Below are 19,746 nucleotides of genomic sequence, written 5' to 3'. Positions count from 1 at the left end.
AAGGATACTCCCGGCTAACCGACACAACTTGGAGTGGGAAAGGCGGTACAACAGGGAGCATTGATTCATAGTGTCGCGCTGCTGCGCTCCTGATAGGTCGGAGACGGGTTGGTCATTTCTGCCAGCAATTCGTGCAGCATGGCTGAGCTGTGGCCGTTGCTCTGATTGAGGTGCTGGCACTGTTCGATCATCGTATTCAGTGCACGCCATTGCTTGCGTACCCGTTCCTGTAAATGCTGAGGCAGTGCACCAAACAGATGTTTCACGCCGGCCGGGTCATTAGGTAACGCCAGGCGTTGCAGGCACTGTGAGCGCTGTGTGGCGTTGCGGTTGAGCTGATTGAGCAGCGGAACCTGCTGACGAATATTGTTGCCGAGAGACTCGCCGTCAAACTGCAGATAGAGTGCTTTTTGCTGCTGCAGCAGTTGATGTAGCTGACGATACATTCTGACATCTTCGCTGATCGTGTACAAAAAGCTCTGGATGAGTTGTCCGCGGTTTAAGGCCATGACTGCTTCCCTTTCTTGACGCGTTATTCGTGGCCAGTATGAAATTGCATCAGTGCCTGACTTAATGCTTTGCTGTCCAGACTTAACTCGCCTTTAGCCAGCATCGTACGCACCTGTTCCACTTTAGCCATGTCCACATCCGGAAGCTGAGCCAGTTCGGTCTGAGCTTTATCCAGAGCAACGGTGTTGGCATTCATCGCCGGTTTCGTTGGTCTGAGTGGCACTTTGAGTTTGCAGCGGTTGTTTACTGCTCTGTTGCAGCGCCGTTTGCGGTACGTGTCCACCGGAGACTTTGTCAATTTTCATAGCTGGGGTCCTCAATCTTCGTCGTCAATACCGATAGGCGACCAGCCGCCGTGCCGAATTAAATCTGACGGCCATTTTGGTAAGAAAAAGTTATCGCGCGGTTTTGTACCCGAAATCCGCGCTGCCATTCGAGTGCTGCGTGCCAAAAATGTTACCTTGAGTCAATAAATTCCGCACAGTCAGAATTGGGTTCGGACCTGATTCAGGCCGCTGACCACGGCATGAATGACTTTGTGTGACGTGCTGTTTTGCACCTCAATCTGGTCTCCTTGGCCTCCATCTTCCAGTGCGACGCCTTTGGTACTGGCGTTGATACCGTTTTTAGCAGCGATGATGACCACCTGATTCCCCTTAAGAACCAAAGGCGGCTTGCTGACTAGCGTCGGGCTGAGAATGTCGCCGCTGCGTACTCTTCTTGATACTTCCATTCCGATCGTATCGCGGATGTTGGTGAAAAATTCATCTGCCCTGTCCAAGGTCCGTTTTTCCAGTAGCAACATGGAGGCATCCAGCGCCTGACCTCGTGACAAGGCGGTTTGAGTGACCACCACAGGTAACGTCAGTGACGCTTTGATGGTGACATTGATGTGCCACGACGTTGAGCCGCTGTCACAGCTGACCTGACGTTTCAGACGTCCGACCGGCAGCAACTGGTTATCGCGTCCGGTGACGACAAGCTTACCAGGACATTGCGGCAGGTGACTGGCCGCACCCGGGACCCAGATCTCCCAGTTGGTTTGATAGTCAGGCCATTGATGTAGCGCCGCTGTCTGCTCTGTTTCCTGCTGCAGTGCAGATTCCACAGCATGGCGTATTAAAGGTTCCTGTTGCGGATTGGCACTTACAGGCTGGCTGAAGGCCAGGCTGATGAGCAGCAACATTGCACCCAACACGAAGCCGGAACGGGTCTGCTTTGTTGGTGTTGACCTGATGTGTTGTTGCTCTGAGGCTGTTTCCCCTTGCCTTGCGCTTGCTTCCGATGTGCGGAAGCGCGTCTTCCTTATTTTTTTGTAAATCATTGATATTAAATGTTTTATTTTGTGGCATGCATCTTGTTTCTTCTCAGGGCTACTTGAGCCAACTTGTAAGGAAGATGCATGGCAATTTCATTTGAAAGCGCGTTAGGAGTTCATCCCGAGGCTCTGAATTTTCGGGTTCAGCGTACCAAAGTCCTCGCGAGTAACCTAGCAAATGTTGATACCCCGGGATACCTCGCCAGAGACCTGAGTTTCACCACCGCGATGCGCGGCGCGGGTCTGCACGGAGTGAACCCGGAAGTCCCGGAATTGCTGGTTAAAACTCAATATGCAATTCCTTATCAGAACAGCAAAGACGGTAATACGGTTGAGCTGGGTGTCGAGCAGGGCAAATTCACGCAGAACAGTATGGATTTCCAAACCAGCCTGACATTTCTCAATATGAAATTCAGTGGTTTAGCCAAAGCAATTGAAGGACGTTAATCATGGCATTTACTGATATCTATTCCATTGCCGGCTCGGCAATGAATGCTCAGACCGTGCGTCTGAACACGGTGGCCAGTAATCTGGCGAACGCCGATGCCGTGTCGGCTAACCCGGATGATGCCTATCGGGCGCTCAAGCCGGTGTTTGCGACGGTATATAACAAGAGTCAACTGACCGCAGGCGAAGATGATTATCCGAGTGCGGAAGTACGCATTGTCGATGTGGTCAAAGCGCAGGGTGAAGCGGAAAAACGTTTTGAACCGAGTAACCCGCTGGCGGACGGCGAAGGTTATGTCTATTACCCGGATGTTGATGTGGTGGCGGAAATGGCCGATATGATGTCGGCGACCCGCAGTTTCGAGACTAACGTTGAAGTGCTCTCCAATGTGAAGAGTATGCAGCAGGGGCTGCTGCGTCTGGGGCAGGGCAGCTAATGACGATTGCACAGTTTAATGCTTTATCAGCTGATACCAGTGGCGCTGCCACTACAACCGGCGGCGCTATTGCGGCTAATGGTGTCGATGCTAACTCGGCATCGTCGCTGCAAAATGAATTTATCAGCCTGATGGTGGCGCAGATCCAGAATCAGGATCCGCTCAACCCGCTGGATGGCACCGAATACGTCAGTCAGCTGGCGCAGTTTTCTCAGGTGCAGAGCACAGAGAACATGACCAGCCTGATGCAAAACAGCATGGTACTGCTGGATAACATGCAGGTACTGAGTACCGCAGGTCTGGTCGGTCAGACAGTGCTGGTGTCCGGTAACCAGTTTGAGCTCGGTGCAGAAGCGCCACAAAGTGGCAAAGTCGAACTCGAGTACGCGTCGAGTCAGGTCAATCTGGTTATCACTGATGAGTTTGGTCAAAGCACCAAGCTGCCGCTCGGTGCTCATCCGGCCGGCGATGTCGATTTCACTATTGATCCCCAGGAGCTGGGCCTGAAACCAGGCAGTTATCAGGTGACGGTCGAGGTTCAGGATGGCCAGGCCAGTCCGAACGTGTTACTGGCCGGCGCTGTCGAGCAGGTACGCATTCCGAGTAACGGCGGTTCGCCGCTGGTCAATATTGCCGGTCTTGGCAGTATTCCTTTTTATCAGATCACCCAATTTGGTGCTTAACCCCCTTAAGGACACAGAGGTTATTTTATGAGTTTAAACATTGCGCTGAGTGGCTTAGATGCATCCAACTCGGAACTGAACACCATCAGTCACAACATTGCCAACGCTTCCACTTATGGTTTTAAAGGCTCGCGCACCGAATTCTCTGCCGTTTACAACGGAATGCAGCCGGGTGGTGTGGAAGTGGCGTCAATTTCCCAGAACTTTGATGAAAACGGTTCAATCAGCGGCACCGGTCGTGCAATGGATCTGGCTATTAACGGCAGCGGCTTTTTCGTTACCAAAGACAGCATGGGACAAACCTTGTACACCCGTGCCGGTGTGTTCGGTACCGACAGCAACAACTACGTTGTGGGCAACACCGGTGCCAAATTGCAGGGCTACAGCGTGGATGCTAACAACAACCTGATGACAGGGACTGTGGGGGATGTGCAAATTGCGACGTCTTCTCTGGCGGCGCGTGCGACTGATTCGCTGCAGTTTGTGGCTAACTTTGATGCCAGCGCCAGCGCGATCAATCTGGTTCCGGCAGGTAATCCTGCTCTGGACCCGGCGGATCCGGCTTATGACTCGACAGCGGTGGCTTTTGACCCCAACGATCCAACCTCGTTCAACTCGTCATACACCTCGCAAGTATTTGACTCGCTGGGTAACAGCCACACCGTCACCCAGTATTTTACCAAAACCGATGCCAACAGCTGGGAAGTGAATGTCCAGGTGGACGGCGGCTCAGTGGTTGACACTGTTCCGGTCACCTTCAATACCGACGGTACGCTCAACTCTCCGGTCAGCGCGTTTAACGTCACTTTTCCGGCCGCTGGTGCCGAAACCATGAGCATTGATGTGTCACTGACCGGCAGCACCCAGTTTGGCGCTGACTTTGGTGTCAGTACCAACAATCCGAACGGTTACACCTCGGGAGAGCTGGCCGGAGTACGGGTTGAAAATAACGGCATGGTTTACGCCACGTACACCAACGGTGAGTCACAGCTGCAAGGTCAGGTGGTGCTGGCCAATTTCGCTAACCCGCAGGGCCTGACCAAGGTCAGCGGCACGGCCTGGACGCAAAGTTTTGGTTCGGGTAACCCGACAGTGGGTGTACCGGGCACCGGTACGCTGGGCGATCTGACGCCGGGCGCGCTGGAAGGTTCGAACGTTGATTTGACCGGTGAGTTGGTTGGCCTGATGACCGCACAGCGTAACTATCAGGCGAACGCCAAAACCATCTCCACTGAAGATGAACTGATGCAAGTTCTGTTCAATTCAATCTAACGGAGCTGAACATGGATAGTTTGCTGTTTACTGCAACGTCAGGCGCGAGCCGGGTTCTCAAAGCCCAGCATGTGCGCTCCAACAACTTGTCGAACGCCGATACGGCGGGGTTCCGGGCCGATATGGAGCGGGTACGCAGTGTGCCGTTGCAGGGCGCGGGATTCGACGGCCGTACCATGGTGGTCACCAACTCGGGCACGACCCGTTTTGACAGCGGTGATGTGGTCAAAACCGGCCGCGCACTGGATGTGGCGATCATGGGCGACGGTTACCTGACCGTACAGACCCCGGATGGCGGTGAAGCTTATACCCGCGCCGGTAATATTTCGGTTGATGTTAATGGTGCACTGACCATCAACGGTTTTGCCGTCATCGGTGAAAACGGGCCTATGGTGCTGCCGGATTTTCAAACGGTGGAAGTGAGTGAACGCGGCGTGATCTCGGTGGTGCCGCCGGGTGGTGGTGCTGAAATTGAAGTTGGCACTTTAAAGCGGGTTAAGCCGGAGCCGGCTCAATTACAAAAAGAGAGTGATGCACTACTGCACAGCGTGAACGGTGCCCCGTTTGCGGCCGATGATACGGTGCAACTGGCGCCGGAACATATTGAAGGCAGTAACGTTTCGGCGATTGATGAGCTGGTGAGCGTCATGTCTCTGACGCGTAATTTCGAAATGCAAATCCGCATGATGAAAAGTGCTGAAACCCTGGCCCAGGCCGGTAACCGATTAATGAGCAACAGCTAAGCGCTCACACGAAGGAGAACTTTCCATGCATTCAGCATTATGGGTCAGTAAAACCGGTATGGCGGCTCAGGACACCAAGATGACCGCCATTTCCAACAACCTGGCGAACGTCAATACCGTTGGTTTCAAACGCGATCGGGTGGTGTTTGAGGATCTGTTCTACAGCATCCAGCGTCAGCCGGGCGCGCAGGTCGATCAGGTCAATGAGCTGCCAACCGGGGTTCAGCTGGGTAGCGGTGTGCGCGTGGTCGGCACCCAAAAAGTCTTTACCCAGGGCAACACTCAAAACACCGGTCAGGATATGGACCTGGCGGTAATGGGCCAGGGCTTTTTTCAGATTGAAAACTCTGACGGCGAAATCATGTATAGCCGCAACGGCCAGTTTCACGTCAACTCGGAAGGCCTGATGGTCAACAGCCAGGGCCTGCCGTTGCAACCACAGATTCAGATTCCGGATAACGCCACTTCTCTGTCGGTCGGCGTGGACGGTACGGTCAGTGTGACCAGTGCCGGCGATCCGGCGCCACAGCAGATCGGTCAGATCACGCTGGCGCGTTTCATCAATCCGGCTGGTCTGGAAGCGGTAGGCGGTAACCTGTTCCGTGAAACGGAAGCCAGTGGTGTTGCTGATGAGGTTGTGGCGGGTGAAGACGGCGTTGGCAGCATCAAGCAAGGTGTGCTGGAAGGCTCAAACGTCGAAGTCGTGGAAGAAATGGTGGATATGATCACCACTCAGCGCGCCTACGAGATGAATGCCAAGGTGGTCTCGGCCGCCGATGACATGCTGCAGTTTCGTTGCGCAGTCAATGTAAGGGGCAGTGAGCGATGAAGGAAAAGGTAATGACAAAGCTGAGCAAAGCCGGATTACTGAGTGTATTAGTGCTGGCTGGTTGTGCCGGACGGGAGGAGTTTGGTCTGCCGTCACCGGACGAAGAAAAATATGGTCCGCCGGAGCTCGATTACTCTCTGCCAGAGGCTCAGTCCGGCAGCCTTTATCGCCATCACTATGCGATGACTCTGTTTCAGGACCGCCGGGCCTATCGGGTCGGCGATGTCCTGACCGTGCAGCTGTCTGAGTCGACTCAATCGAGTAAAAGTGCCGATACCCAGTATGGTAAATCCTCCAGTGTTGGCCTGGCGGCGCCGATTATTGGTGCCAAAACGTTTGACGATGTTTCCGCCTCGATTGATGGCAATCGCGCTTTTGACGGCAGTGCGTCCAGCTCGCAGGGCAACCGTTTGCAGGGTGCGATTACGGTCACTGTGAGTGAGGTTTTACCTAACGGCGTGATTCGTATTCGCGGTGAAAAGTGGATTCGCCTCAATCAGGGGGATGAGTTTATTCGTCTGACCGGCATTGTGCGTGTGGATGACATCAGCCGCAGCAACCAAATCTCTTCCCAGCGTATCGGCGATGCACGTATTACGTACTCCGGTCGCGGTGCGCTGGCAGACAGTAATGCCTCCGGTTGGCTGACGCAATTCTTTAACAGTCCATGGATGCCATTCTGATGACAAAACACAACGCATTTTTGACCACGCTGTTGCTGGTGCTGAGCCTGGGCCTGACGCCGGGAGTAAAAGCGGAAGTCGCTATTCCGCTGATGGATCTGGTTGATATTCAGGGCATTCGTCAAAACCAGTTGGTTGGTTATGGTCTGGTGGTGGGGCTGGACGGTCAGGGTGACCGGAACCAGGTTGAATTTACCTCCCAGTCCATCACTAATATGCTGCGCCAGTTCGGGGTGCAGATTGATGAATCCTCCGATCCTAAACTGCGCAACGTGGCTTCAGTGAGCGTCACCGCTTCAGTTGATCCTATGGCCGGGCCGGGCCAGACGCTGGATATCGTCGTGTCGTCGATTGGTGATGCGAAAAGCCTGCGTGGCGGTACGCTGCTGATGACGCCGCTACGTGGTGTTGACGGCGAAGTGTACGCGGTTGCCCAGGGCAATGTCGTTGTTGGCGGTGTGTCGGCCCAGGGGCGCAGTGGCAGCAGTATTGCCATCAATACCCCAACAACGGGGCGCGTGCCCAATGGCGCGACGCTGGAGCGCGAGATCCCGACCGACTTCAACCAGCGCGATACGGTGACGCTCAACTTGCGTGAAGCGAGCTTTACCACGGCGAAAAATATCGCCCGTGAAATTAACGATACGTTTGGCCCCAAAGTCGCGGTTGCGATTAACAAAGGCCGGGTTGAAATGCGCGCGCCGCAGGACACTCAGCAACGCGTCATCATGATGTCGATGCTGGAAGAGATGAGTGTGGTGGAAGGCCGTAAACCCGCACGTATTGTGTTTAACTCCCGCACCGGCACCGTAGTGATCGGTAAGAAACGTCAAGGTTGGCGAAGCAGCGGTAAGTCATGGCAACCTGACGGTCAGCATCAGCGAGTCACAGCAGGTCAGTCAGCCAAACGCGCTTTCCGGCGGCCAGACCCAAACCGTCGACCAGTCGAATGTGGATATTACTGAAGAGCAGGCACAGATGATGATCTGGCCGGCAGGCACTGAGCTCAATACCATAGTCGATGCGGTGAACAGCCTGGGTGCAACGCCGACCGATCTGATGTCCATTTTACAGGCTCTGCATGAAGCCGGTGCCCTGAATGCCGAACTGGTGGTGATCTGATGAAAATTGACCATTCCAACCAATCCGTAGCCGGCGATGCCGTGCTTTATCATGACAACAGCGCACTGGCCAATATCAAACATGCCGCGGACAAAGGTGAGGCGTTGCAAAAGGTGGCCGGCCAGTTTGAAGCCATGTTCCTGCAGTTGGTGTTGCGCCAGATGCGCAGCAGCAGCGATGCGCTGGCTGACCAGGACAGCCCGTTTTCCTCCCAGCAGCAGGGGGTATTTCGCGATATGTACGATGGCCAGCTGGCGATTGAACTGGCCAAGAAGAACAACGCCGGAATCGCTGATATGCTGGTGCGCCAGCTGGGACCGGCCGCAGGTCTCAGTGCGGTGCAAGCCAATTCAGTCAATGACAGTTCATTTACCGCGATTGACGCAGATACCGTACCGGTAGAAAGCGTGATGTTTTCCATCCCGGAAGCGGAATCACAAAATGCAGCCGGATTACAGGCAGAACTTAACCCGGCTCCGCTTCGTGCCGCCTTAGACGCAGAGCAAAACAGCAAAGTGATGGTCAATACGGCCTTCGCTCAGCCACTGATTCGACCATGGAGCGAGATCGGACATGAACTTGACTAACATAGCTTTAACCGGACTGAACGCGAACCGCATCGCGCTCGATGTTACCGCGCAGAAACGTGGCGAATGTCAATACGCCCGGGTACAGCCGCCAGCAAGCCCTGATGGCCTCGGTCGGTGGCGGCAAATATGACAGTTTAAGCGCGGGGATGGGGGTTCAGGTGACCAGCATTCGTCGCGTGACCGATCAGTTTCTGGTCAAACAGACCTGGTCGACCGGCAGTGAATCGGCCTATGCCTCGCGTTATACCACCAATATGAGTCAGATTGAAAATACGCTGGGTGCGGACGGTTTCAGCCTCTCCGCAGGGCTCGATAGCTTGTTTGCGGCGCTGCATGATGCCTCGACCAAACCCGAATCGACTCCGCTGCGCCAGCAGATTATCAATGAAGCGGAAGCGCTGTCGCGCCGCTTTAATACCCTGACTGAGTCGCTGTATAACCAGCATCAGGATATGAGTGATCAGCGCAGTGCGGCGGTCAGCCAGGTCAACAGCCTGCTGAGCAACATTGCCGATATTAACCAGCAGATCGTTGAGCTGCAGGGGACCGGCGGTAACCCGGCTCAGCTGATGGATACGCGCGATGCGCTGGTGGGTGATTTGTCGCAGATGGTCGAGGTCAAAACCACCAATCAGGCCAACGGCAGTATGCAGATTTCTCTCAGTAACGGTCAGCCGTTGGTGATGGGTTCTGAATCCGGTACTTTACAGGCTGTTCCGGACAGCAGTGACGCCTATATGGCGAACATGCAGGTGGTCTTCGGTAATCAGAGTTTTGCCATCCCCGGTCAACTGGGCGGGGAAATCGGCGCGTTGAACGACTACCAGACTCAGGTGCTGAAACCCTACATGACTGCCGTGGATGACATGGCGCAGTCAATGGCGGATGCCTTTAATTCAGAGCTGGCCCTGGGGCTGGATTTGGATGGTATGCCTGGTAAAGCCTTGTTCAGTTACGACCCCGATAACCCGGCAGCCAGCCTGACCATGACGGATATCACCGCCACTGAACTGGCACTGTCCGGTGACGGAAATCCCGGCAACAGTGACAATCTTCAGGCGCTGATTGCGATAGGCAGTCAAACCTTTACCATTGCTGGTTTCGGCGCTCAGTCACTCAATGATGCGTTTACCAGTATGGTAGGAGAAGTCGCCATTAAAGCGCGTCAGGCCGAATCTGATTCTCAGGCGAAAACCACTATGAATGAGCAGGCTATCGCCAAACGCGATAACGTCAGTGCCGTCAACAGCGATGAAGAGGCGGCCAATCTGATGACCTTTGCTAATGCGCACAATGCCAATATGAAGGTGATCAGTACCGCCAATCAGCTATTCGATACCGTATTACAGTTATTTTAAGGAGTCAGGATGAGAATCAGTGACACTCAATTCAGTCAGATGATGTTGCAGAGCCTGCAGACCAATAATGCCGGTCTGGGTACTGTGATGCAGCAGATGGCGACCGGTGATCGCCTGACTAAACTGTCGGATGATCCGATGGCCTCGATTAAGTTGCTCAACCTGGATCGTGAAGACAGTGCCATCAGCCAGTATCAGAGCAATATCGCCAATGTCAAAACCACCTTGTCGAGTCAGGAAGTGTATCTGGATGCGGCGAACAGCAGCCTGATGAACATTCGGGACCGCATTTTGTGGGGCGCTAATGATACCCTGACTGATGCTGACCGCACCGCGATTGTGACGGAACTGCATAGTCTGCGTGACTCAGTTGCCTCTTCTTTTAATGCTCAGGATGAAGAGGGCGCTTATCTGTTTTCCGGTACCGCCAGCAATACTGCGGCACTGGACGAGAGTGCGGGGGCTTATGTAATTCAGGGCAATGCGGATAAACGCGTAGTTACGGTGGCCAAAGGGGTGAGCATGGAGTCCAATATGACTGCCCGCGATCTGCTCGATTTAGGCGGGGGCAGTAATGTACTCAACTCGATCAATGACCTGATTGCTGAATTTGAGGCGCCGACGGCCAATTTTCAAAACCAGGTCGCGACGACACTCAACGCTGTGGATGGCACGATGGATAATGTCCTGGCGGCCATTACCGAAACTGGGGGGACGGCAGAATAACCTGGATCTGCTTGACAGTGCTCATGGTGAAAACAAGTTGTTCGTGGATAAGGTCACCAGCGATCTGTCGGCATTGGATTACGGTGAAGCGTCAGTGCGTCTGAGTAACTTCATGGCCGCACTGCAGGCGACTCAGGCCAGTTACGTCAAAATTGACGGTCTGTCGCTGTTTGACCGGATTTAGAGGTTAACACTATGGTCATGAGTACAGTGGAAGTGCGCGGTCAGGGAATACGTCTGACCGGGCAGGATCAGGCGAGTATTACTCCCTCCCGCACGACACAAAGTCCGCGTTTTAATCCACCGCGTAACCGCACTTTCCAGGCTGACCCACCGTCAGCCTATTCCATTTCTGCACTCCGGCTGACTGCCGGGCAGCAACAAGCCACATTGGTGCAGATCGCGACGAAAACCCTGCAGGTTGCCGGCAAAGAACTTACGAATATTAAGCGCAGTCTCACTCAGGCTGTGACACAGGGCGTGGATCGGGTCCCCAATCTGAAAGAGACCTTGACCCGTTCTAAAATGCAGCTCGACAGCACGCTTGAACAAGCCCGCTTTGATGGTCAGCGAGTGGTGAGTAATGAGCTGAAACTGCAACTGAACCAAGGCGATCTGCGGCGCTTTTCCGTACCGGGGCTTAATGTACAGCGTTTGCAGGATAAGGCTGAGCAGATTCGTCTGGATTTTCCGCAGGGTCAGTCGGTGCTGATGCAGTTTGATGGTCGTACCGATGGCAGTAAAACGGTAAAAATGCTGGATCGCAGCCTGATCCCGCTCGGGATGCGAGCTTCTCTGGGCAGTGATGGCAATATCGTGTTTGAGGCCTCGGACGCGGCCTATAAGCAGATGAAGCAAAAGGTGATGGTCACCGGACAGGGACACCGTTTCCCGGCCGGGCAGGCGAATACCCTGACGCTGAAATCCGAGCCGGATGGTATTGCTGAATTGCGCTTTGATCTCGGTTCACGTGACGGCATCAAAAAGACCATTGCTAAGGTCAATCAGCATTTGCAACAGGTGCAGGTCAGTCTGGATCAGGCACGCAGTTATCACAGTGAACTGAGTAGTCAGATGCAGACGCTGCGTGAGCAAAATCAGGTGTTGTCGGTGGGTGGCGTGGCAGATAAGCTGGAAAGCTTTTATGCTGCTGGTGATACGTTTACCGCTACTTATCAGGTGCTTAACGCGCAGGCTAATGTACGTCGTCATACGGTTGTGGCACTGCTGCGCTGAAGATAAGTTTCGTTGCAGGATAAAGCGTTTCATTACAGAATAAACAGTAACGCCGGCCCATGGGCCGGCGTTATTATTACATCCGAATACAGCACGGGTAGCTGTTTTCAGCGATCGATGACTGTTTTACCGATTGATTGCTGTATTTGTCAGATGATTACTGCTTTTGCAGATTGTACAGTGCCGCCATATCGCCGGTCACTTTCTCACCATTGATGTCCAGTTTCATCAGCATATCATCACCAACAAAGTACTGGTTTGGTGTCTCTGAACCATCTTCCAGAGTAATCACGCTGCCGGTGTCGTTCCAGTGGAATTTACCTTCAGAAGTGGTTGGCTCTGCGCCTTCTTTACCCTGATAAGCCTGCACCAGGCTGTAGCTCTGGTCTTCGTTCAGAGTCAGGGTGTAGTCGATACCTGCGCAGTCAGCACAAGGAAGAGTGCCTTGATAGGTGCCTTGCCAGTTGGCTGCGTCGCCATCTTCAATCGATTCAGTCACTGCATTAGCCGCTGAAGAAACACTGTCGGTTACCGTTGCAATTGAATCGCTGACTTTACTTGGCAGGGTATCGGCAACCGGTTCTGCTTGTTGCGTTGCCGCGTTTTCCGCAGTGTCACAGCCAGCCAAAATAAACGTCAGTGCACTCAGGGCGAACATCGCTTTTTTCATCTTTTATCCTTATCTATTTGTTGTGTGGACAGGGTTGAAAAGATTATTCACCAAACTCATGTCAGAACCGTCAGTGCGTGGTCATGCTTTCTACCGGTGCGGTCAGGAAGTTGTTAGATTTCTGTGAATTAGATAAGAAAGAAGAAATAGAGGAAACAAATAAACGCCAGCAGTGTCGCCGAGATCGTCGGATAGATAATGTAGGAATCCCGCTGACTGGTGCGCTGAAAACAGAGGAAACTGAGCAGTATGTTGTAGATCAGCAGCAGTAAGCTGATGCTGGTGCCGGCATGCAGGGTCAGGTTGGTCAGTTGGGTCAGAAACAGGGCCAGCAGACAGTAATCAAGCACAATCAGCCATAGAAAGGCTTTCTTTAAGCTGTCTTTGTGATTGGTGTGTCGGGTTAGCTGCGGCATAACGTTCTCTGAATCATGCTGATGGAACCTGCCCTGAATCAACAGGGCAGGTTATGACGGTCCTGTGTCAGACCGTTTTAAGAGTCTGCTTGGTCTTCGGCACTGATCTCAAGCCTGACCTCTTGCTGATGGCTGATCGCGGGCTCACGACGAACCGGCTGATTGAACTGAGCCTCATCACGGGCTTTGTCCAGTTCGCCCGGTTGTTTATCACCGAAGAAGGTTTCCAGCACTTTAGCGGCTGGTGTGGTCAGGACAAACAGTTCAATCCGGCGGTTCTCACTGCCATCCGGCTCATCCGGATTAAGCAGCGCCCGGTCTGACATCCCGGTCACCTGCAGTACACGTTGGTCCGGCATTCCGCCAGCGACCAGTGTCTGACGCGCAACATTGGCGCGGTTCGCCGACAGTTCCCAGTTCGTTTTACTGCCAAAGCGTTGTTTAAACGCAGTGGCGTCGGTATGGCCACTGATGATCAACGGGTTTTCAACCCGTTTAAACACCGGTGCCAGAGCCAGCAGGAGATCTTCAAAAAACGGCGTGATTTCGCTACCGCCGCGGCTGAACATATTCTGCTTAAAGTCATCTTGTAACACGATGCGTAAACCTTGCGGGGTCACCGAAACATTAACGTTCCCCTGCGCATTGATTTGCCGCATCATCTCCTCAACCACTTTGGCCAGCGTCGCGAGCTGGGCCTGGGTATCAAAGGTGCCGGGCAGCAGAGCATCCGACTCCGGACCTTCACCGTTACCATTATTAAATGAAGTCACGGTGTGATTAGAATCATGCTTGCTGACCACAGATGAATCGGCGGCCAGATCGATCGGCGAGATGCTTTGCGAAGTATCAAACGGGTTACCGTAACTTCGATCAAAGACGCTTGAGCTGTGCAGATGGGCGACAATTGCTTTGCGCTCTTCCTTATCGACCACTTGCATGACCCACAGAACCAGAAACAGCGCCATCAGCGCTATCATGAAATCGGCAAACGCGACTTTCCATGCGCCGCCATGATGCTCTTCGTCATGACCACCTTTTGCGCGCTTGAAAACCACGTGCTCCTGTTTCTGCATTATGCCTCCTGTTCCGCCAGCCATTTCTCCATATCACTGAAGGTCGGTTTAATGTCTAGCTGGATGTGTTTACGGCCGGCATCAATGGCCAGCAAAGTCGGTTTTTTCGCCACGTAAGCAACCAGCGTTGCACGTACGCACTCATAAGCGGTCATGTCACGTTTGACTCGCTGCGCCATTGCATTACTAGCCGGGTCAAAGCAGCAGTAGCAGCCGAAGATGCCGACAAACGTACCGACCAGCGCCGCAGCGACATGGTAACCAATCATGGCGATTGAACCGTCGATGGCCTGCATGGTGATAATAATGCCGCCTACGGCCGCCAGAATGCCAAACCCGGGCAGGGCTTCTGCGGTGCGCTGCAAAGAACGGGACGGCAGCAGTAAATCGGTCTGAATCGCTTCGATTTCCTGCTCAAGTAACCCCTCAAGTTCATGAGGCGACATTTGTCCCATTGCCATTAAACGTAAATTGTCGGCAATGAAAGAGACCAGACGATTATCTGCCGCGATAAGAGGGTAGCGAGAAAAGATCGGGCTTTGGTCCGGGTTTTCAATATGGCGGTCGAGCGATTTAAAGCCACCGCTGCGTACGGTTTCCAGCAGTACCTGCAATACCGCCATCAACTCCATGTAGTAGTCTTGTTCGTTTTTCGGCGGCGACAGTAACTGACGCAGCTGACGGCGCATCTCTTTAATCACGTGCGGCGGGTTACCGATGATGGTCGCACCGAGCGCCGCGCCGAATATAATCAGATACTCGGCAGGCTGCCAGATGGCGCCCAGATTACCGCCGGCCCACATATAGCCGCCAAAAACACACATCAGGATGGTAATGGCGCCAAGAAACTTTTGCATAACTGACTCCTAAGAGGACATATAGAGATTAAGTTGTTTGAGCGCCTGTTTATGCAGTTGACAGATGCGCGGAGGCGTCAGATCAAGCACGAGCGCAATTTCGTGTAAGTTCAGTTCGTGTTGGTAAAACAGAGTCAGCAGCAGTTGATCGCGCTTCGACAACTGACTGACCGCTTGTTCCAGACTGCGGCGCAGGTTTTCTTGCCTCATGCCGTCATCACGGCCTTCGGCGACCTGTTCAATCCCGTTTTCCAGCAGCTGATCCAGGCTTTGCATTTCACCGGCCAGTGAGGCGTTGAGACGGGCGTAGTAGTCTTTTTCATCGCTACCCAAGGCCAGGATTATTTCCTGGTCATTGGGTTGACGACCCAGCTTACGGGTCAGATCCCGGGTGACATCGTTCAGCTGGTGCGCCTGCTGGCGGGTTTTACGCGAACGCCAGTCGAGTCGGCGCAGTTCGTCCAGAATGGCACCGCGAATCCGGCATACCGCAAAGGCGGGAAAATTAGGATCGTCGAGGTTGCCGTAGCGACGACCGGCTTCAAGCAGGCCAATCAGACCGATTTGCTGCATGTCTTCAATGCTGCAATGGGTCGTGGCATGCACGCGTAGCTGGTTGGAAACCCGTTTAACCAGATGCTGAAACTGGCTCAGCAGACGGTTTTCATCAATCGGTAACGTGGGGGAAGCGATATCATCTGAGATGTCATAGCTGTCCTGATATTGCATATCCAACATATCAGTGTCCTTACTGTACGACGTATTTGGTCAGCAGGACGTCATCGATGTTGCGGATGAGCGGGGTTTTGTCAAACGCGGTCAGTATGGTCTGTTTGACCTCTCGTTGCAGATGATCCACCGCACCGTCAGCTTGCAGATCTTCATAGGTTTTATCGCTGAACAGTTTGATCAGTGAGTTTTCGACCACCGGCATGTAATCATTGATGTTGGCGATTTTCTCCGGGTTGCGTGTCTCGACCGCCAGCTCCAGCATCAGGAAGTGGTTCTGCTGCTTACCTTTGACGCTCAGTACCACCTTTTCCAGCGAATGATAACTCGGCGCTTTTTCCGCGCTGTTGTCTTCGGTCAGGAAGGAGAGCGGGGTATCGCTCAGCCACTCTTCTGCAGACTGATTGGAAGATTGTTGTTTCATGTACCACAGACCACCGAATACGGTAGCGGCTGAGACAAGAATACTGGCCACCAGCATGATGATAAAAATAAGAGTGAGTTGCTTTTTGGTCATGATTTTTTCCTGCTATTAGCCTCAGGCCTGAGTACTGAGCCAGTGCTCAGACATCGAAAGGTTGGGCGTAGATGAATCACTGTTACGGGCGGCGAAAACCGTCGGAGTATTGTCCTCCTGCGCATCGGATTGATGTTGCGACTGACCGCCACGCTCTGAGCCGACATTCACATCGACGTGAACGAAGTTCTGGTTCTGTAATTCCGCGCGTAAACGGTCAGAAACCTGCAGCAGAGCTTCACGGGTGGCGGCACTGTTGGCGTGGATTTGTACGCTGAGACGATCACCTTCAACCCGCACCGTCAAATCCAGCTTACCCAGGTCGGGCGGATCAAGCCTGATTTTGGCTTCCTGCAGATTTTGCTGCGCTTGCAGGGTTACCCGATCCTGCAGAAACCTGCAGCATTTGTTCGCCCCACTTACCGGCCTGGGTGTCAATGCGGACACTGGCCCATTCTGCGCCGCCGTTGCTGCTGGCTGTCGAACCGGTCAGTGCTGACGACAAGGCTGTTGTCGTTGCAGTTGTCACGCTTGTGGTTGCGGCGGCAGGTGGCACGGACTGCAGGTTATCCTGGCTGAGCGATGCGGTTTTATGAAGAGGCATGTCCTGGTCGCCGGTTAACCCGGACAGCAGCTGTGAACTGAGTGCCGAAGCCTGAGCCGCTGAGCCGGTTGTACTCTGGTTGAGTGAGGCTGCAGAATTGCCGGCGGACATTGCGCTCTCAAAGCCCGTTTGACTGCTTTGTAAAGCGCCTGCTGCCAGAGCCTGAGAGGTCATTACCGGTTTATCACTCGGTACGGCAACGACAGCGAACAGCTGCTGCATCAGATCAGACATCTCTTGTTCTGAGTCGGTGCTATCCGTGATCGCTTCTTCGCTCTCTGCCGGCGCCATCGTTGCGATTTGCGCCGTCGAATTTGGCGCCAGACGAAAACTGTCTGCCGGGCCGGACGACTGGCCGTCAAACTGACGCGCTTGTTTGATTTCGCTGCGGTTGGCGCTTTGCTTGTGCTGCGCCGCTGATGTCTGGGCAGGCGTCACACTTTGCATCTTTTGGCTGCTTGGCATCGTTTGGCTGCTAGGTATAGTTTTGACACTTTGCATCGTTACATCTCCATCGTCATCGCCAGTTGGTAGGCGAGGGCCCGTTCCTGCTGGGCGTTCACGGTTTCCATTTCTGACTCGAGTGCTTTAGTGGCTGTCTGTAATGCGTGAAAGGCGAGCTGATGCTCGCTTTTTACCTCATTGATGACGTCTGCCAACGAAGATTCGTTCAGAAAGGGTTTGTGGCTGTGCAGTAACTCGCGTAACTCGCTGTCACAGCGGGCCAGTGCCCGCCAGTCCTCGAGTTTGGCGGCAATCTTTATTCTCTGGGCCAGGTGCCGGAAGCGCTCCGGCGAGACCTTATGCCTGTTGACCAAAATTCATCCATCCCTGTTTGATGTTTTCCATCACGCTTTCAACGGCGCCGAGTCGTTCGAAGTCGTTGTTTACGCTGGCCTGATATAATTCGACCTGACAAAAGTCATACAGTTGGTGAAGGTTTTGCGCCAGCTCGCCGCCGTTGTCTAAATCAAGTGCGCTATCCAGGCCAATCAGGATATTCATGCATTTATTAATGCCGGTGCCTTTCGCGGCCAGGCGGCCCATTTGGATGTGGCCGCGCACGCGTTCCACTTCATCCAGCAGACCGTCAATCAGCATCACCACCAACTGATGCGGGGTGGCTGCTGCGGCTTGTGCGTCCAGATCGACCTGTTGGTAAGAGTCGTAGCCTGAATCCATTAACATAAAAAGATCTCCCGACCCGCTTTAGCTGAACATCGACATGGTCTGGTTCATCTGGGTCATTAGTTGGTTCATTTGAGTAAACTGTCTGAGGTAGCGGTCGTACGCCATGTCATATTTGCGTTCCAGGCTGGCTTGCTTGTCATCGATACGATCAATGCTTTGCTGCAGAGAGTCTTTACGCGACGCAAACAGGCTGCCGGAAAATTTCAGATAGGGATTAAGCAGCTCATCCATACTGTCGAACAGATTGCCGTCACCGTTGAAGAACGACTCCAGTGCCGCGCCATTGGTGCTTTGTGCCTGTTCAAACTTATCGTTATCTATACTCATCTTGCCGTCACGACTGATTTCAAGACCAAGGTCGCTAAGGCGCATGCCGTCAAACTGACCACGGACCATGCTCTGAATCTGGCTCTTGATGGAACGCACCGTCGGATCACTGGCCAGCGCACCGCGGCTGGTATTTTCATCGCCGATACCGGTCAGTGAATCGATTTTGTTGATCAAGCTGTTGTAAGCATCGATAAAGCCGTTCATCTGCTCTTTGGTCGCTTCATCGTCAGCACCGACCGACAGGGTTAACGGTGCTTCACCGCTGGTTTGTGCCTGACTGACCGTCAGGTCGACCCCGTCAATGACGCCACTGAAGGTGTTGCTGCTGTTGGTAAGCTGCAGGCCAGTGCCTTGTGCGCCAAGCCAGATGGTTGCATCCTGGGCGGCACTGATTTCGGTGACGTTACTGAATGCGTCTTCAAACCAGGTCTGACCGGTGCCACTGGCGGAGACATTGATGCTGTTGGCGACACCGGTTTCCGTGCTGGAGAGCATGAAGTAGGTTTGTCCGTTAGAGCGTACCAGCGTAGCGTTTACACCCGGGTTGGTGCTGTCGTTGTTAATCGCTGAAACTAGATCTGCGACCGTGGCGGTGCCGTCACCATCGGTGTCGACGGTAGAAAGATCCAGGCTCATGGTTTCGCCGTTCACACTAAAATCGAGCGTGCCCGTGGTTGGCACCAAAGTGGTGGCGTCTAGGTTTGCGGGCATGCCTGCGGAAATCTGATGGGCAGTTGCCAGTTGTTCGACAAAAATCTGGTAGCTGCCGGACAGCGCGCCGGCATCCGCTGTGGCGGAGAAAAAGCCATCCTGCGAAACGGTCGCGCTGTTTTGCAGGATGCTGCTGGTCGAGCTGTTCATCTCATTGATGGTGGTGCGGAACTCTTGCAGTGCACTTTCAATATCGCCCAGCGCTTTGAGCTGTGACTGGTACTGATTGGCCTGGGTCTGATAGCGCTGCTGAAATGACTGCACATCAAATGTCGCCAATTGTGTTGCCATTGTAATTGGATCTAATGAACTCATTTGGAGTCTCCCTGTTGCTCGGTCTGCCGCCACGACTGGCCTGCCAGAATTCACGCCATGAATAGAATCTTTGTCTGATTACAAAATGCGTGCCATTGGTTTGTCTATTTAAAAACAAAAGCTTATTGATATCTGCTTTGCAAAGCGGAAGTGGGTTTTCCTGATCGGTAGTTCCGCTGATTCCTCAGTCACAAAGCGGTTGTCCCGCTAGTAATGCGACCAGAAATGAGCAGGGATTAAACCTATGGGCATTAAATGTGTGGGTGCAGAGGTACGCGAAGTCGCTCAGATTGAAGTGGCCTACAGTAGTGCGTGGGAAAAAGAAGGAGTAGTGCGTGGAAAAAGAAGGGAGACTGGCCGGAGGAGAAAAAAGCGC

General features: G+C 53.5%; 20 protein-coding genes and 5 pseudogenes. 12 read left to right on the top strand and 13 right to left on the bottom strand.

The genetic code is table 11. The features are described 5' to 3' along the window. Window positions 1-65: 65 nt before the first annotated feature. The 3 genes and pseudogenes from flgN to flgA all read right to left on the bottom strand — a co-directional run bounded on the left by flgN (window position 66) and on the right by flgA (window position 1,696). Entirely contained in the window at window positions 66-509 is a 444-nt protein-coding gene (gene flgN, locus ABDK09_18365; GenBank protein XAW88926.1) for a flagellar export chaperone FlgN, read from the bottom strand. A gap of 23 nt (window positions 510-532) precedes the next feature. Continuing rightward, window positions 533-815, bottom strand: a pseudogene (gene flgM, locus ABDK09_18360) (flagellar biosynthesis anti-sigma factor FlgM). A 179-nt stretch (window positions 816-994) separates the two neighbouring features. Continuing rightward, on the bottom strand, window positions 995-1,696 hold the full coding sequence (gene flgA, locus ABDK09_18355; protein XAW88925.1) for a flagellar basal body P-ring formation chaperone FlgA: 702 nt from the start codon (window positions 1,694-1,696) through the stop codon (window positions 995-997). Window positions 1,697-1,912: 216 nt separating this feature from the next. Here flgA and flgB point away from each other — a divergent pair, with 216 nt between their 5' ends. The 12 genes and pseudogenes from flgB to ABDK09_18295 all read left to right on the top strand — a co-directional run bounded on the left by flgB (window position 1,913) and on the right by ABDK09_18295 (window position 11,954). Then, on the top strand, window positions 1,913-2,275 hold the full coding sequence (gene flgB, locus ABDK09_18350) for a flagellar basal body rod protein FlgB (protein ID XAW88924.1): 363 nt from the start codon (window positions 1,913-1,915) through the stop codon (window positions 2,273-2,275). Window positions 2,276-2,277: 2 nt separating this feature from the next. Beyond that, window positions 2,278-2,712 carry a flagellar basal body rod protein FlgC gene (gene flgC / locus ABDK09_18345; protein ID XAW88923.1) on the top strand — a complete coding sequence of 145 codons (435 nt, stop codon included), beginning with the start codon at window positions 2,278-2,280 and terminating at the stop codon, window positions 2,710-2,712. Then, entirely contained in the window at window positions 2,712-3,395 is a 684-nt protein-coding gene (flgD, locus tag ABDK09_18340; GenBank protein ID XAW88922.1) for a flagellar hook assembly protein FlgD, read from the top strand. The genes flgC and flgD overlap by 1 nt, the downstream gene beginning before the upstream one ends. A gap of 27 nt (window positions 3,396-3,422) precedes the next feature. After that, the gene (gene flgE / locus ABDK09_18335) at window positions 3,423-4,667 is read left to right on the top strand and encodes a flagellar hook protein FlgE (GenBank protein XAW88921.1); all 1,245 of its coding nucleotides are present in this window, start codon (window positions 3,423-3,425) and stop codon (window positions 4,665-4,667) included. A gap of 11 nt (window positions 4,668-4,678) precedes the next feature. Then, the gene (locus ABDK09_18330; protein ID XAW88920.1) at window positions 4,679-5,410 is read left to right on the top strand and encodes a flagellar basal body rod protein FlgF; all 732 of its coding nucleotides are present in this window, start codon (window positions 4,679-4,681) and stop codon (window positions 5,408-5,410) included. Window positions 5,411-5,435: 25 nt separating this feature from the next. Then, window positions 5,436-6,239 carry a flagellar basal-body rod protein FlgG gene (flgG, locus tag ABDK09_18325; protein XAW88919.1) on the top strand — a complete coding sequence of 268 codons (804 nt, stop codon included), beginning with the start codon at window positions 5,436-5,438 and terminating at the stop codon, window positions 6,237-6,239. Window positions 6,240-6,250: 11 nt separating this feature from the next. After that, window positions 6,251-6,922, top strand: coding sequence for a flagellar basal body L-ring protein FlgH (gene flgH / locus ABDK09_18320; protein XAW88918.1), 672 nt, complete (start codon window positions 6,251-6,253; stop codon window positions 6,920-6,922). Continuing rightward, window positions 6,922-8,044 (top strand): annotated as a pseudogene (locus tag ABDK09_18315) (flagellar basal body P-ring protein FlgI). The gene flgH and the pseudogene ABDK09_18315 overlap by 1 nt, the downstream one beginning before the upstream one ends. Further along, the gene (locus tag ABDK09_18310) at window positions 8,044-8,631 is read left to right on the top strand and encodes a rod-binding protein (protein ID XAW88917.1); all 588 of its coding nucleotides are present in this window, start codon (window positions 8,044-8,046) and stop codon (window positions 8,629-8,631) included. Before ABDK09_18315 ends, ABDK09_18310 begins: the two are co-directional and overlap by 1 nt. Then, window positions 8,618-9,992 (top strand): annotated as a pseudogene (gene flgK, locus ABDK09_18305) (flagellar hook-associated protein FlgK). The gene ABDK09_18310 and the pseudogene flgK overlap by 14 nt, the downstream one beginning before the upstream one ends. A gap of 9 nt (window positions 9,993-10,001) precedes the next feature. Continuing rightward, window positions 10,002-10,902: pseudogene (gene flgL, locus ABDK09_18300) on the top strand (flagellar hook-associated protein FlgL). Between the two features lie 11 nt (window positions 10,903-10,913). Next, on the top strand, window positions 10,914-11,954 hold the full coding sequence (locus ABDK09_18295; protein ID XAW88916.1) for a flagellin: 1,041 nt from the start codon (window positions 10,914-10,916) through the stop codon (window positions 11,952-11,954). A 157-nt stretch (window positions 11,955-12,111) separates the two neighbouring features. On the opposite strand, the gene ABDK09_18290 is transcribed toward ABDK09_18295, so the two are convergent. The 10 genes and pseudogenes from ABDK09_18290 to fliD form a co-directional block, all read right to left on the bottom strand. Further along, a complete protein-coding gene (locus tag ABDK09_18290) occupies window positions 12,112-12,624 on the bottom strand; it encodes a copper resistance protein NlpE (protein XAW88915.1) in 513 nt (170 codons plus the stop codon). A 128-nt stretch (window positions 12,625-12,752) separates the two neighbouring features. Next, entirely contained in the window at window positions 12,753-13,040 is a 288-nt protein-coding gene (locus tag ABDK09_18285; GenBank protein ID XAW88914.1) for a hypothetical protein, read from the bottom strand. Between the two features lie 77 nt (window positions 13,041-13,117). After that, window positions 13,118-14,116 (bottom strand): flagellar motor protein MotB, encoded by a 999-nt coding sequence (locus tag ABDK09_18280; GenBank protein XAW88913.1) that lies wholly within the window; start codon window positions 14,114-14,116, stop codon window positions 13,118-13,120. After that, on the bottom strand, window positions 14,116-14,973 hold the full coding sequence (gene motA, locus ABDK09_18275; GenBank protein ID XAW88912.1) for a flagellar motor stator protein MotA: 858 nt from the start codon (window positions 14,971-14,973) through the stop codon (window positions 14,116-14,118). The genes ABDK09_18280 and motA overlap by 1 nt, the downstream gene beginning before the upstream one ends. A gap of 9 nt (window positions 14,974-14,982) precedes the next feature. Then, complete coding sequence (locus ABDK09_18270) at window positions 14,983-15,711, bottom strand: FliA/WhiG family RNA polymerase sigma factor (GenBank protein ID XAW88911.1); 729 nt, start codon at window positions 15,709-15,711, stop codon at window positions 14,983-14,985. 10 nt (window positions 15,712-15,721) lie between these two features. Continuing rightward, on the bottom strand, window positions 15,722-16,219 hold the full coding sequence (locus ABDK09_18265; protein ID XAW88910.1) for a flagellar basal body-associated FliL family protein: 498 nt from the start codon (window positions 16,217-16,219) through the stop codon (window positions 15,722-15,724). Window positions 16,220-16,240: 21 nt separating this feature from the next. Then, window positions 16,241-16,682 (bottom strand): annotated as a pseudogene (locus ABDK09_18260) (flagellar hook-length control protein FliK). A gap of 644 nt (window positions 16,683-17,326) precedes the next feature. Next, a complete protein-coding gene (locus ABDK09_18255) occupies window positions 17,327-17,641 on the bottom strand; it encodes a LafD (protein XAW88909.1) in 315 nt (104 codons plus the stop codon). Then, window positions 17,625-18,011 (bottom strand): flagellar export chaperone FliS, encoded by a 387-nt coding sequence (gene fliS, locus ABDK09_18250; GenBank protein ID XAW88908.1) that lies wholly within the window; start codon window positions 18,009-18,011, stop codon window positions 17,625-17,627. The genes ABDK09_18255 and fliS overlap by 17 nt, the downstream gene beginning before the upstream one ends. Before the next feature lie 21 nt (window positions 18,012-18,032). Continuing rightward, the gene (fliD, locus tag ABDK09_18245; GenBank protein ID XAW88907.1) at window positions 18,033-19,370 is read right to left on the bottom strand and encodes a flagellar filament capping protein FliD; all 1,338 of its coding nucleotides are present in this window, start codon (window positions 19,368-19,370) and stop codon (window positions 18,033-18,035) included. Between the last annotated feature and the right edge of the window lie 376 nt (window positions 19,371-19,746).

Source organism: Vibrio sp. CDRSL-10 TSBA, assembly GCA_039696685.1.
Lineage (GTDB): Bacteria > Pseudomonadota > Gammaproteobacteria > Enterobacterales > Vibrionaceae > Vibrio.
The sequence above is the reverse complement of the archived record's forward strand: the minus strand, read 5'-3'. Positions and strand labels throughout refer to the sequence as shown.